The sequence below is a fragment of the Prevotella dentasini JCM 15908 genome, assembly GCF_000614065.1.
GTDB classification, from domain to species: Bacteria; Bacteroidota; Bacteroidia; order Bacteroidales; family Bacteroidaceae; genus Prevotella; species Prevotella dentasini.
Window position 1 is genome coordinate 23,273 of record NZ_BAKG01000018.1, and the last position, 13,425, is coordinate 36,697.

The following is a 13,425-nucleotide window of genomic DNA, read 5'->3' on the forward strand; positions in this document are numbered from 1 at the left end:
TTGAATAGATTTTAATGTACTAAATTATGGCAGAAAAGAAGACAACGGATGCTGCAAAGACGGCAGCAAAGAAGGCGGCTCCAAAGAAAACAGTGGCAAAGAAGACGATAGCAGCCATTTCACTCAACGCCGAGAACGTCGGGTTCAGGGCAGGCGACGTTTACAATGCGCTGGCATCTGAGGGCAAGGCTCTCTCTGTGGCAGAGATTGCAAAACTTGCCAAGATTACTACCGAGGAGGTTTATCTGGGTATTGGCTGGCTCTTGAAAGAGGGTAAGGTCAACGAAGAGGACAACAAGGTTGCTCTTGCTTAATAGAAACTATGTTATATAATAAGGTAGGGGTCTGTATCTGAGCGTATGGACTCCTTCTTTTTTGCTTTATATGCTTTACGAAGAAGACATTCTACGCATACTTGTAGAGGCTGGGGAGACGGGGCTGCCTGTCCGAAAGATTTCCCGCCACGTCTTCAATGCGCGTAATTCTTTTTTCAATCCCATCACCGAAGAGGAAGTGCACCAGTTTGTCTGCCAGTATCTTGGGCGTGTCTGCAAGAATGAAGACTCGCTGATAGAACGCACGCAAAAAGGTGTTTACAGGCTCAACGATTCTAATAAGGATTCCCGTCAGCTGTATCTTCAGTTCAGAGACGACGGGGACGAGCCTGCCGAGCCAAAGAAGGAAATAGACCAGAGCCTTAGCTTGTTTTAGCCATCAGACTGCTTTCGTGTTCTGTTTCCATGCCCTGCGGATGTCAAGTATGGGCTTTTGGCGGTAAAGGATAGTCGAGATGATTTTCAGGGATTAGGACTGTCTTAATGGCGGAAAACCACGATAAACACTATAGATGTACTCCTTCCATTTCTTAACGGGGAGGGGAAGAAGGACGGATTGTTGCCTTAATGCAGAGAAAAGCCCATGGTAAGGTTGCAGTTGTTGTTTTTTCTTCGTATATTTGCAGAAAATCAAATATTAGAAACATACAAGAATGGCACTTTCCAACAATCATTTAGTCATTATGGCAGGCGGTGTAGGCAGTCGCTTTTGGCCGATGAGCACTGCCGAATGTCCTAAACAGTTTATTGATGTCCTCGGTGTAGGCAGGTCGTTGTTGCAGTTGACCTACGACCGCTTCAGGAAACTGATGCCTGCGGAAAACGTTTGGGTGGTTACGAACGAGAGGTATGCAGACCTCGTCCGTGAGCAGTTGCCCGATGTCCCCTTGGGAAATATCCTCCGCGAACCTTGCCGCCGCAATACTGCTCCGTGCATAGCGTATGTCAGCTGGCGGATTAAGAAGGTGGCGCCGAAGGCGAATATCGTCGTAACGCCGAGCGACCATGTCGTTGCCAATGTCGAGGAATTTCAGCGAGTGGTGGGAAACTGTCTGAAGTTTACGGCAGAGACGGATGCCATCGTTACCTTGGGCATCAAGCCCAACCGCCCCGAAACAGGCTACGGATACATTCAGGCCGACCTCTCTACGGCTTCTGCACGTAACAGGGAAATATTCCGCGTCGACCAGTTCCGCGAGAAGCCCGATCTGGAAACGGCCATCCGCTACACCCGTCAGAACAACTTCTTCTGGAATGCAGGTATCTTTATCTGGAGCGTTTCGACGATTGCCAATGCCTTCCGTATCTATCAGCCGAACATTGCGCGGACGTTTGAGGGCATCATGGACCAGCTTGGGACTCCCGAAGAGCAGGCTGCGATAGACAGGGTCTATCCCGACTGCGAGAGCATCTCGGTCGACTATGCCATCATGGAGAAGGCGGAGGAGATATTTGTCTGTCCTGCCGATTTCGGGTGGAGCGACCTTGGGACATGGGGCTCGCTGCTATTGCAGTCTCAGCACGACCTCTACGGCAATGCTATTATTGGAGAGAACGTGAAACTCTTCGACAGCAAGAACTGCATCGTGCATACTACCGAGGAGAAAAAGGTGGTCGTGCAGGGGCTTGACGGTTTCATCGTGGCCGAGAAGGGCAATACGCTGCTGATTTGCAAGCTGTCGGAAGAGCAGAGAATCAAGCAGTTTACTGGAGAATGATGAGTCCGTCCGCCACGCCTGCACGGCTACGGGCACTCCATCCCGCAGAAAGGAGATAACGCAATAATAGGGATATGAAAATCAGATACTTGTCATTTCTGTTTTTGCTCGTTCCTGTCATGATGTGGGCGCAGCCACTCCGGCTTGTGCGCATGAATCCGCAGCGTCATTATCCGGCTACCGTGCCGAAGGGAAATTACAGCGGTATGGCGTGGATGGGTGGAAACCGCTATGCGGTAGTGTCGGACAAGGCTCCAAAGAGTGGCTTCTTTGTCTTTGAAATTGATGTGGACTCTGTTTCGGGCGGTCTCCTCGGGGTTTCGGCAAAGGGCTTTTTTGCTCCGATGAGGATAATAGGGACGAGGAGGGGATAGCTTTCTTCGCGGAGAGGAACACGGTATTCATTTCGCGCGAGGCCGACAATAAGGTCAAGGAATATGCTTTGGACGGACGGGCAACGGGACGGGAGCTTGCCGTTCCTCCGGTTTTCGGCCGTGCAGGCAGCAACTATGGTCTTGAAGCTCTCACCTACAACCGGGCGACGCACCGTTTTTGGACTACTTCGGAGAGCACGCTGGAGGGCGACGGGGGCAGGCTGATTCGCGCAACGGCGTGCAGAACAGGCTGCGGCTGCAATCCTTCGGCGATGACCTGTCTCCGCGGGAGCAGTATGCCTATCAGATGGATGCTCCGGCAGTACGTGGGCAGGTTGCAAGCTATGCGATGGGAGTAGCCGGGATGGCAGCCTTGGACGACGGCCGGCTGCTTGTTCTTGAGCGTGAGTTTGTCGTTACATCCAAGAAACTCGGCTCATACGTGGTTAACAAGCTGTATAGTGTCTGGCCCGACGGGGGAAAGGAAGTATCTTCAGATACCGTACTCAACGCTCAGTCTCCCTGTCTCGGCAAGACGCTGTTGGCAAAGTGGAAGACTTCGATTACGCTGTTCCGGCAGAATCTGGCCAATTATGAGGGGCTCTGTGCCGGGCCGCGGCTGAAGGACGGAAGCCAAGTCCTGCTGCTGTGTGCCGACAGCCAGAATCAGTATGGCGGTATCCTCCGCGATTGGTTCCGCACGATTATAATCAGACAGGGACCATATTAAAAAAGAGTGTAGGCCTTTCTTGTATTTCCTGCTTGCCCTGTTATTTTGCCATTCCTTCTTTCTTGTTTTTTTAGTTGATATATTCTCCTTTTTATATATCTTTTTTGCTTTTCCATAGTGTCCGTGGGGGTGCGAATACCCCCACGGATAGGGTGCGAATACCCCCACGGATAGGGTGCGAATACCCCCACGGATAGGGTGCGAATACCCCCACGGATAGGGTGCGAATATCCCCACGGGTAGGGTGCGAATACCCCCACGGGTAGGGTGCGAATATACCCCACGGGTAGGGTGCGAATATACCCCACGAGTGGGGTGCAAATATACCCCACGAGTGGGGTGCAAATATACCCCACGAGTGGGGTGCAAATATACCCCACGAGTGGGGTACAAATATACCCCACGAGTGGGGTGTGAATGTACTCCACGAGTGGGGTCTTTTCATCCCTATATTTCACGGAAAATATAAGGAAACAAGCAGCCTTTTTCGGCAGTAGTGGCAGTTTAGCGCAGCCTTTTCTTCAGCTTTCGTATGGCCTTGTCGCGCACTTGTCGGACGCGCTCGCGCTTCAGTCCCGTCATTTCGCCTGCTTCCGCCATCGTATAGTGTTCTCCGTCCAGGCCGTATAAGAGGTTGATGACCTTGCGCTCGCGTTCGTTGAGTACGTTCATCCCCTGTCTCAGTTCGCTGTTCAGAATCTGCCTGTTCAGGCTTTCGTCGGCACGGGGCGAGTTGTTGTTCTCTATGACGCTCTGCAGCGTGAAGTTGTTACTGCTGCCTACGGGTACTGGCTGGTCCATGGAGATGGGGTGAGAACGTTTCCGTTCGGATGGCGTAGCCTCCTTTTGCGGCACCTTGTAGAGTGCCGTCTGCTCGCTGATGGCCTCTTCCATGGCGCGGCGGATGTAGGGTGCGGCGAATATAACGAAGCGCGTGCCCTTGCTGCCGTCGTATTTCCGGGCTGCGTGCATCATTCCGATGTTTCCTTCGCTGATGAGGTCGTCCTCGTCGAGGCCGTGGTTGCGGTACTGGTGTGCCAGTGAAACGACAAACTTAAGGTTTGCCTTGGTCAGCTTCTCAAGTGCTTGGCATCTCCCACCTTGATTCTTTCGGCCAAATTCCGTTCTTCCTCGTTGCTGAGGAGTTGCTCCAGTGCTATCTCCTCTATGTATCTTTCGTTTGCTGCCATAGATGTAATGCTGTTTTGCCGGTTTATGTATTTTGTTATCGTATTGTTATTCTGCTGCCTTTCCTCGTTTCCGCTTTGTCAGCCATTTTACTCCGAAGTAGAGGAGGGCAAGGAGCACGAGGGCGACGATTCCGAACTTGATATACTCTCCGTACTCCATAATCTTGTCGTTGAGCTGACTTTCGGGTACGAACGTGTGGAGATAGTATCCGAGCAGGGCGAGGATGCAGTTCCATGCGCCTGCCCCGATGGTGGTGAACAGGAGGAATTGCCAATAGTTCATCCTTGCCAGACCAGCCGGAATGGAGATAAGATGGCGGATGCCGGGCAGCAACCGGCCCGTAATGGTAGCTGCCATGCCGTGATTGTAGAAATACCGCTCGCTCTTCTCCACCTTCTCTTGATTGAGGAGGCACATCTTGCCCCACTTGCTGTTGGCAAACCGATAGATGATGGGGCGTCCGAGATACCATCCGGCAAAATAGTTGATGGTGGCTCCGCAGTCTGCCCCGATAGTGGCAAAGAGGATAACGAGCCACATGTTGAGGTTTCCGCCTGCTGCATGATAGGCCGCAGGTGCAACGACAAGCTCTGAGGGGACGGGGACGACGGTGCTCTCCAGAAGCATCAGCAGGAAGATGGTGCCGTAGTTGAGTTGGGATAAGAGTGTGCTGATGAAGCCCATAGGTATGAATTTGAATTGTTTATACTATAGATAATGGCTGTGGGAGTGTGGATGATGCCCTAAGCAAGGCTGTCCTCGCCGGGGAAGGGAGTGCCGGGCTGTTCTCTCTGGGAAGGGAAGATGACGGGTATGCCGGGATAGTCTTCCGGCATCGTACCTTCAGGATAGAGGTCTGACAATACTTCGGCACACTCTTCGGGATTGCGCCCGACGGCTATCTTGAGCCAAAGTTCGTATTCGGCTTCCTTGTCCAGCTCGTAGCAGCAGCGTGCAAGGTAGGCATAGCCGAACGTCCACTGCTCGTCCATAGACGAAAGATAGGCGGAGAAGAGGCGGTAGGCAAATTCCACGTATCCGTTGTCGAATACCGAAATGGCAATGTGGATGAAGGTTGCCTCCATGTCCTTCGACTTCCTGACAGACTCCTGATAGTATTGGAGTGCCTTCGCGATGTCGTTCTTGAGCAGGTAGAGGTGTCCGATGGTAACATCTATCAGGCTCGTGTCGCTGCTGGGGCTGATTTCCTTGTACCGCATGTAGTACTTGAGAGCCTCGTCGTAGTTGCCGAGGCTGAAGAGGCCGTTGGCTTTGTTGAGGAGGGCCTCGTCGTCGTTGGGGTTGATGGCTATGGCGAACTCGCTGGAGTCTATGGAGGCTTGGATGTTGTTGCGTAGGAACTGGTTCTGTGCAAGTTGATTCCAGTACGGGCCTGCATAGGGATTGGCGTCAAGAAGCTCGTTGAAAATCTTTTCGCTTTCGGCATACTTGCCGTGTCCCTTGAGTATGCGTCCTTGGAGTTCCTTGTAGTCGTTGTCGTCCGTCAGGGTCGAGCGTCTTGTCCAGTGTTCGGCATAGTCTATCTCGTTGTAGTCGGCAAAGAGAAGGGCTGCGTCGAGGATATAGTCTTCCCGGTCGTCCTCGTCAACGGCGTTGCTGAACGTCTCTTCCAGAAAGTCGTTGGCCTCCTCGGCCCTGTAGGTTGCCAAGAGTATCTCTGCCTTCAGATAGAAGTAGTCGAGGTCGGTCTTGTCGGCAATCTGCTCTGCCAGCTCGTCCGCCTTCTTCGGATTGTCTTCTATCAGCAGTGCCAGGCGCGCCTTGAACGCCAACGGCCCTGTCGCACCGGGAAATATGCTGAGCGTGTACTCTGCCACCTCGTCTGCCTCCTCGTTCTTGCCTATCGCACGGTAGTATTCGGCTATGTCGGTGAGTTCATCGGCATCGAGGAATCCACCGGCCTGTCCGTCTGCCATATTTTCGTATTGCTGAAGGATATGCTTGAAGCCGTCGCTGTTGTAATAATTGTCCAAGGGTAGTTGAAGCTGATGAGGTTATTTGACGAAATGGAAGGGATGCCTCCGATGCCCGGCCGGCATACGTATTCGTGAAGCTGTCCGCGAAATGTGGAGCGGAACACACGGGGCGCATGTCCGTGCAGGGCGGAGGCTGGGAATGTGTGGCGGGCCTATCCCTTTGCCTTCTCCTTGGCCCATGTGTCCTTCAGGCCTACGGTCTTGTTGAAGATGAGCCTGTCGTCCTTGGAGTCGGGGTCGAGCATGAAGTAGCCCGTGCGCTGGAACTGGAGATAGTCGCCCGGTTTCTTTTCGGCAAGGTAGTCCTCCACGTAGCAGTCTGTGCGGACGGTGAGGCTGTCCGGATTGAGCAGCTCGCGGAAGTCGCGTTCGTCGGCAGAAGGGTTCTCCACGCTGAAGAGGCGGTCGTACTCGCGCACCTCGGCCTTGAGACAATGGCCGGCACTTACCCAGTGGAGCGTGCCTTTCACCTTGCGGTTGGCACCGGACATTCCGCTCTTGCTGTCCGGGTCGTACTCTGCCTGAATCTCCGTAATGTTGCCATCGGCGTCCTTGGTGCAGCCCGTACATTTCACGATATAGGCATTTTTCAGCCGTACTTCCTTGCCCGGAGACATGCGGAAGAACTTTTTCGGGGCGTCCTCCATGAAGTCGGCGCGCTCTATCCAAAGGTTCTTGGAGAAGGTGATGGCATGCGTGCCGTCGGCCTCATTCTCGGGATTGTTGATGGCTTCCATCTCCTCGGTCTGTCCGTCAGGGTAGTTGGTGATGACGAGTTTCACGGGGTCGAGTACCGCACTGACACGTGTTGCCTTCTTGTTGAGGTCGTCGCGCACGGCGGCTTCGAGCAGTGCCACGTCGTTCAGGGCATCGAACTTCGTATAGCCTATGGAGTCGATGAAGTTGCGGATGGATTCCGGCGAATAGCCACGGCGGCGCATACCGCTCAGTGTCGGCATGCGCGGGTCGTCCCAGCCGCTGACAAAGTGCTCGTCTACCAGCGTATGGAGCTTGCGCTTCGACATGACCGTATAGGTAAGGTTCAGGCGGTTGAACTCTATCTGCCGTGGGCGGTTGTCGTGCAGGTTGTCTGCCGTGCCGTCATACTCTTTCAGGAAATCGACAAACTTATCGTAGAGTGGGCGGTGAGGCACAAACTCCAAGGTGCAGATAGAGTGGGTTACTCCCTCGAAATAGTCGCTTTGCCCGTGGGCAAAGTCGTACATCGGGTAGCAGTTCCACTTTGTGCCCGTGCGGTGATGGGGCGTATGGATGATGCGGTACATGATTGGGTCGCGGAAGTGCATGTTGGGATTGGCCATATCCAGCTTGGCGCGGAGCACCATGCTTCCCTCTTCTGCTTCGGGAGTGTTCATCTTCTCAAACAGGGCGAGGCTCTCCTCTGCGGGGCGTTCGCGGTAGGGCGACGGCTTTCCGGCTTCGGTAGGCGTCCCCTTCTGCGTTGCAATCTCCTCGGCAGTCTGTTCGTCGACGTAGGCATATCCTTTCTTTATCATCCATACGGCGAAGTCCCACAGCTTCTCGAAGTAGTCGCTGGCATAATAGATGTTGCCCCACTTGAAACCGAGCCAGCTGATGTCGTGGAGAATGTTTTCTACATATTCAGTATTCTCCTTGCTCGGATTGGTATCGTCAAAGCGGAGGTTGCAGACACCGTCGTAGTGCTCTGCCACCCCGAAGTCCATGCAGATGGCTTTGGCGTGTCCTATGTGCAGATAGCCGTTAGGCTCTGGCGGAAAGCGTGTCTGAATCTTTCGTCCGTTCTTGCCTTCTGCAAGGTCTTCCTCTACCAGTTGCTCTACGAAGCTGAGGCTGCGCTTCTCTTCGCTCGTATTATTTTCTGTCGTGTTCATGTTTGTCTTGCTCTTTTATGGTGCAAAGATAATTATTTTTTCCCGTTTTAGGCAGAAAACGGTCTAATAAGTAAGGAACGGGGAAGTGTTAATGTCCAATTATAAGAGAATGATTGACGAATGTCAATAGCCGAAGTGTTGTTCTTACGGGGTAAGAAGCTGTAATTTGCGTTCCTCCCGGTTGTGTGCGCTACCAAATCTTGGGGGTGAAGTGAGGTCCGCATGTCGTTAAAAAAAACGAGTATAGGTTAACAAATAATGGAGGAAATATTTGGAAGTGAAGAAAAAATCATTTATCTTTGCAATCGTTATCCTGAATACAATCTTTTTACCTTAAAGGGACTAATACCTATTGAGATTGGATGCCCGTCGCTGTGAAGCGTTGGGCATTTTTCTTTGTATGCGTAGGGGCGTAAGGTTGTAATCGGGCGATGAAAAAAACGAATCGGTGAGGAGACTGGAAAAAGAGGAAAGGCGACCGTATCGTTGCGACAAAACGAAAGTGCCGTTTTCGCATTGCGAAAACGGCACTTTCGTATGGTCAAACGGGCACTTTCGTTTTCCCTGCTTGCGCAGTTCTTTTCTTATGCTTGCGGTAATGTCTCTCAGGTTTGGCTGCTGTCGCTAAAAGTCAATGACTACCTTGCCGTTTATCTGCCGTCCTGTCAGATAGTTAGGCACGGCATACTGCTGTCCCGTAACATCGGTAATCCAGTAGTAGGAGTTCACGTTGTTGATGCCGAAGAGGTTCAGGCAGTCCAAGCCGAGCCATATATTGCGGAATATGGACTTCTTGCTGCCGTCGTGGTTGTCGAAAAGGCGGTAGCTCATGCCAATGTCGGCACGCTTGTAGGCAGGTGCGCGGAACGAATTGCGCTCCAGTTCCGGTGTGGGGCAGAGAAGGGAAGGCCGTCGGCATAGGCAAGTTTCAGCGACATTCGCCAGCGGGTAGAGCCGGGGAAATAGTCGGTAAAGTAGAGGTTGAGGGCATATCTCTGGTCGGTAGGCAGCGGGATGCTATTGCCATTGAGCTTCATCCGGGTGTTCATTACGCTGAGTGTCAGCCACGAGTCGGCATCGGGCACGAACTCGCCGAAGAGCTTCAGGTCGATGCCCGTGGCGTGTCCGGAAGCGTGGTTGTCGCCGTAATAGGTTACCTTCACGTTGTCGACCGAGTAGGGAACAAGGCGTGATAGAGCCTTATAGTAGATTTCTGCCGAGAATTTGAACGGGCGGTTCATCATTTGGAAGCGGTAGTCCATCGCGGCAATGGCATGGACAGACCGCTGGGCCTTTATCTTTTGGTTCAGTGTGGCGTATGTAACGCCGTTGACGGTAGAGGTATCGCGGAGTTCCTTGTAGAAGGGTGCCTGGTAGTAGAGGCCTCCTGCGATGCGGAAGGTGAGGTTGCGGTTCCAGCCCGGTGTGATGGTCAGCGATGCGCGGGGCGAGACAATGCTCTCGCCATTGAAGTTCCAGTGTGCGAAGCGCACGCCGTAGTTGAGCGTGAAGAGTGTGGGGACGGAGTCGCGGGTCTGGAAATGCCACGTGTCTTGCAGGTAAGTCTCGAAGCGTTTGGCGTCGAGCTTGTTTTGGGCACGGAGCGAGTAGATCATGTTCAGGTCGCTGCCCGTGTGCGGAACGTTGTAGCCCGCCGAATCGCGGTATTCGTATTCGGCGGAGTTCTCGGTTATTTTCTCTGTTTTGTAGGTCAGTGCTCCCTCCACATTGTGTTTTCCTGCCCTGTGGCGCATCATGAGTTTGATGCTCTTGACATTGGCTTTCAGATAGTCGCGCGTATGCTGCATATAGGTGCCCACGCCAAGGTTTTCCGATGTTTCGGTCTGCGTCAGCCAGTACTGGCCCTGTATGTCGTAGCGTTCCTGCTCCTTTGTGGAGAAGGCGGAGGCGAGAAGGGATATGTCTGTCTTTGGAGAAAGATGCCGGGTAATGCCCAGCGAACCGAAGAACGTGCGGAATAGGTCTTTCTCCTTTCCGTCGAAGTAGACGCGGAACGACTTCACGTTCTCCATCGTACCGAAGTTTGTCTCTCGGTCTTCCGGCTCAAAGTCGTAGTGATTATCGGAGATGTTGCCGATGAAGTCTATCTGCCAACGCTTCCCGGGCTGCCATGAGAGGTAGGTCTGATAGTCGAGAAAGCTTGGCTGATACTCGCCCTTGGTCTCCAGTGAACCCAAGAGGTATTTGTTGGTCTTGTAGCGCAGTCCGTTCGTCCACGTCAGTTTCTTTGCTGCCAGTCCCAGATAGCCGCTTGCACCGAGCATGGATGCCGAGACGGAGGCTTCGGTGCGCTTCGGCCGTTTGTAGGTAATGTCGAGCGCAGAACTCATTTTGTCGCCATACTTGGCTTCGTATCCGCCCGTGGAGAAGCCGACACTCTCCACCAAGTCCGGGTTGATGATGGACAGGCCTTCTTGTTGTCCGCTGCGGACAAGGAAGGGACGGAATACTTCTACGTTGTTGATGTAGACGGAGTTCTCATCGAATGTTCCACCGCGTACGTTGTATTGCGACGACAGCTCGGAGTGGGTCGATACGCCGGCCTGCGTCTGTATCATTTCCTCTACCGCATTGCCGGAGGTGGACGGCCCCTGTTTGACGGTGCTGACATCCAGCTCCTCGGTGGTACCGTGCTTGGATGCCTTTCCCTCTACTACAACTTCCTGTAGTTCGTTGTCGTCAGCCAGTTGTACGAGCAGCGTCTGCTTGCCCTGCGGACGGTGGAGCACGCGCGTCTTGGTGCGGTAGCCAACCATTGAGAAGCGTATTTTGACAGAGTCTTCGCTTTGCAGCTGTATGTTGAACTCTCCTTTCAGGTTGGTCATTGCGAGTCTTCCCTGCGATACAATCATCACCGAGGCAAGTTCAATCGGGTTTCCGTCCTTGTCGGATACCTTTCCCTGAAGGGTGAAAGATTGTCCGAAAGCCAATTGGGAAACGACAACGAACAACAATAATAGTATGGTCTTTTGGATATTCTTGCACATCATATCTGTTATAACGCCTTTCTCCTTTTATTATTGTAATGGTAGGTGGTAAAGGTGGGGCTTTGTACTTTTGTCTGTTCTTGGGAGAAAAGCATCTCGCTGTCCCTATCCCGTAAGGAGGATACGCCTTACGGGAGATATGACAGGTATGTGCTTGTAGTGTTTTTAATAAGGTTTTCGCCAGTCGGGACGGAGTAATCCTGTTTCGATGTCGTAAGAATGGTTTAGTGGAGACAGGGAGGGAATACCCCCAATGGGCACAACTCCCTTAGCCTTCTTTCCGCATTTGCTCTACCAGCTCCTTTTGGCGGTCGGTCAGATGGTCGGGAAGTTTCACATTGTAAGTGATGATGAGGTCGCCGAAGGTGCCGTCTCCGCGGTCGTAGCCTTTGCCACGAAGCCTTACCTTGGTCCCCCCCTGTGTCAGCGGCTTTACTTTCAGTTTGATTTTCTGGCCGCTTGATAGTTGGATGACGACTTCACCACCCAGCAGAGCCGTGTAGAGGTCAATGCCGACATTGGCTTCCATCTGTCCGGTCGGTTGTGTATGGGCAGTCCGCGATGTGGAATGTCGCTGACGAGTACCGCCTCCGAACAAGTCTTGGAAGAAGCTGCTGAATCCTCCACTACCGAAGCTGCCGAAGTCAAAACCCTCAAACGGGCTTCCGCCAGCCTGTCCGCCGCGGAATCCACCGAATCCTCCTGCCTGCTCGTAAGCCTCGGCATTGCGCCATTGTTCGCCATACTTGTCGTATTTGGCACGTTTGTCGGGATTGCCGATGACCTCGTATGCCTCGCTCAGTGCCTGAAACTTGGCCTTTGCCTTCGGGTCGTTCGGGTGCAGGTCGGGATGGAACTGCTTGGCGCGCTTTCGGTAGGCAGCTCTCACATCCTTTTGTGGGATATTCTTATCTACTCCAAGAATTTTGTAATAGTCAATGAATGCCATAATCAATCCTCCTGTTTGTTTAGTTTGTCTAAAGGGGAAGGAACAAAAAACATGCCATTAGTCCATTCTCGAACGATAATCTTCATAGCTGTAATGGCGCAAGGTCTCCAGTTCGCCATCAGCATGCAGGAGGGCGATGTCGGGATGGCTGATGCCGTTGAAGGTGTTGGTCTTCACGGTTGTGTAGTGGAGCATGTCCTCGAATATGATGTTTTCGCCAACTTGCAGTTCGTGGTCGAACTGCCAAGACTGCATCCAGTCGCCGCTCAGACAGCTGTTTCCGCCTAAGCGGTAGGTGTGTTTCTTTCCGGCAGGTGATTGTCCTTCCAGCGTGACGGCATTGCGGACGGCAGGGTGATAGGGCATTTCCAGACAGTCGGGCATGTGGGAAGTGAAGCTGACATTGAGGATGGCCGTGAGTATATCGTGGTCTTCGACAATGTCAACTACCTGTGCCACCAGTGCCCCCGTCTGCCATCCGAAGGCACTTCCCGGCTCCATGATGACATGCAGCCAAGGGTAACGGCGGTGAAAATCTTTCAGCAACGTTATCAGTTTGGGAATATCGTAGTCCTTGCGCGTCATCAGGTGTCCGCCTCCAAGGTTAATCCACTTCAGCTGTGGAAACCATCGGGCAAATTTTTCCTCAATATGGACCAGCGAGCGTTCCAGAACGTCGCTTCCACTCTCGCAATGGCAATGAACGTGGAAGCCCTCTACGTCGGCAGGTAATTTCCCGGGCAGCTTGTCTGCCGAGATACCAAACCGCGTCCCCGGGGCACAGGGATTGTAGATAAGGGTCTCTACCTCCGAATATTCCGGGTTGACGCGCCATCCAAGGCTGATACCGCGCTGCACCGCCTTAGCCCGTTCGTGGAAGCGGTCGTATTGAGAAAGGGAATTGAACACCAAGTGCGAAGAACACCGTGCTATCTCGTCAATCTCGTAGTCGGTATAGGCCGGGGAGAAGGTATGAGTGAGCGAACCGAACTCTTCAAGCCCCAATTTCGCCTCACTCAGCGACGATGCCGTCGTGGCGTGTATATATTCGCGGAATATGGGGAATGTCTTCCAAAGAGCGTATGCCTTGAAGGCCAGAATTATCTCAACGTCGGCAGTTTGTGCCACGTTCTGAATGAGCCGGAGATTCTGCCGGAGACGGTTCTCTTCCAGTACATAAGCAGGGCGCGAAAGTCCCTTGTAGGTTGATGGATTTACTTTCATAGTGCAAATGTAGCGAAAAATTTGT

10 protein-coding genes and 3 pseudogenes are annotated in these 13,425 nt (G+C 52.8%); 6 read left to right on the forward strand and 7 right to left on the reverse strand.

The window, feature by feature from the left end:
- Nucleotides 1-26 precede the first annotated feature (26 nt).
- The 6 genes and pseudogenes from JCM15908_RS09405 (at nt 27) to JCM15908_RS15525 (ending at nt 3,157) form a co-directional block, all read left to right on the forward strand.
- Nucleotides 27-314 (forward strand): winged helix-turn-helix domain-containing protein, encoded by a 288-nt coding sequence (locus tag JCM15908_RS09405; protein WP_025003146.1) that lies wholly within the window; start codon nt 27-29, stop codon nt 312-314.
- A 70-nt stretch (nt 315-384) separates the two neighbouring features.
- On the forward strand, nt 385-711 hold the full coding sequence (locus JCM15908_RS09410) for a hypothetical protein (RefSeq protein WP_025003147.1): 327 nt from the start codon (nt 385-387) through the stop codon (nt 709-711).
- Nucleotides 712-988: 277 nt separating this feature from the next.
- Nucleotides 989-2,053, forward strand: coding sequence for a mannose-1-phosphate guanylyltransferase (locus JCM15908_RS09415; RefSeq protein ID WP_025003148.1), 1,065 nt, complete (start codon nt 989-991; stop codon nt 2,051-2,053).
- A 74-nt stretch (nt 2,054-2,127) separates the two neighbouring features.
- Entirely contained in the window at nt 2,128-2,427 is a 300-nt protein-coding gene (locus JCM15908_RS15515; RefSeq protein ID WP_306303725.1) for a hypothetical protein, read from the forward strand.
- 29 nt (nt 2,428-2,456) lie between these two features.
- Nucleotides 2,457-2,576 (forward strand): annotated as a pseudogene (locus JCM15908_RS15520) (esterase-like activity of phytase family protein); the annotation flags it as partial.
- A gap of 29 nt (nt 2,577-2,605) precedes the next feature.
- Nucleotides 2,606-3,157: an esterase-like activity of phytase family protein gene (locus JCM15908_RS15525; protein ID WP_306303726.1), complete on the forward strand. Its 552-nt coding sequence runs from the start codon at nt 2,606-2,608 to the stop codon at nt 3,155-3,157.
- Between the two features lie 504 nt (nt 3,158-3,661).
- On the opposite strand, the pseudogene JCM15908_RS13485 reads toward JCM15908_RS15525, so the two are convergent.
- From JCM15908_RS13485 to nspC, 7 genes and pseudogenes are all read right to left on the reverse strand, one after another.
- Nucleotides 3,662-4,347, reverse strand: a pseudogene (locus JCM15908_RS13485) (sigma-70 family RNA polymerase sigma factor).
- Nucleotides 4,348-4,393: 46 nt separating this feature from the next.
- The gene (locus JCM15908_RS09430; RefSeq protein ID WP_025003149.1) at nt 4,394-5,032 is read right to left on the reverse strand and encodes a DedA family protein; all 639 of its coding nucleotides are present in this window, start codon (nt 5,030-5,032) and stop codon (nt 4,394-4,396) included.
- A 59-nt stretch (nt 5,033-5,091) separates the two neighbouring features.
- Nucleotides 5,092-6,285 (reverse strand): tetratricopeptide repeat protein, encoded by a 1,194-nt coding sequence (locus JCM15908_RS09435; RefSeq protein ID WP_306303727.1) that lies wholly within the window; start codon nt 6,283-6,285, stop codon nt 5,092-5,094.
- Between the two features lie 212 nt (nt 6,286-6,497).
- Nucleotides 6,498-8,219 carry a glutamine--tRNA ligase/YqeY domain fusion protein gene (locus tag JCM15908_RS09440; RefSeq protein ID WP_025003151.1) on the reverse strand — a complete coding sequence of 574 codons (1,722 nt, stop codon included), beginning with the start codon at nt 8,217-8,219 and terminating at the stop codon, nt 6,498-6,500.
- Nucleotides 8,220-8,843: 624 nt separating this feature from the next.
- Nucleotides 8,844-11,230 (reverse strand): annotated as a pseudogene (locus tag JCM15908_RS13490) (TonB-dependent receptor).
- Between the two features lie 265 nt (nt 11,231-11,495).
- Complete coding sequence (locus JCM15908_RS09450; RefSeq protein ID WP_025003152.1) at nt 11,496-12,176, reverse strand: DnaJ domain-containing protein; 681 nt, start codon at nt 12,174-12,176, stop codon at nt 11,496-11,498.
- A 57-nt stretch (nt 12,177-12,233) separates the two neighbouring features.
- Nucleotides 12,234-13,400 carry a carboxynorspermidine decarboxylase gene (nspC, locus tag JCM15908_RS09455; RefSeq protein WP_025003153.1) on the reverse strand — a complete coding sequence of 389 codons (1,167 nt, stop codon included), beginning with the start codon at nt 13,398-13,400 and terminating at the stop codon, nt 12,234-12,236.
- Nucleotides 13,401-13,425: the final 25 nt, after the last annotated feature.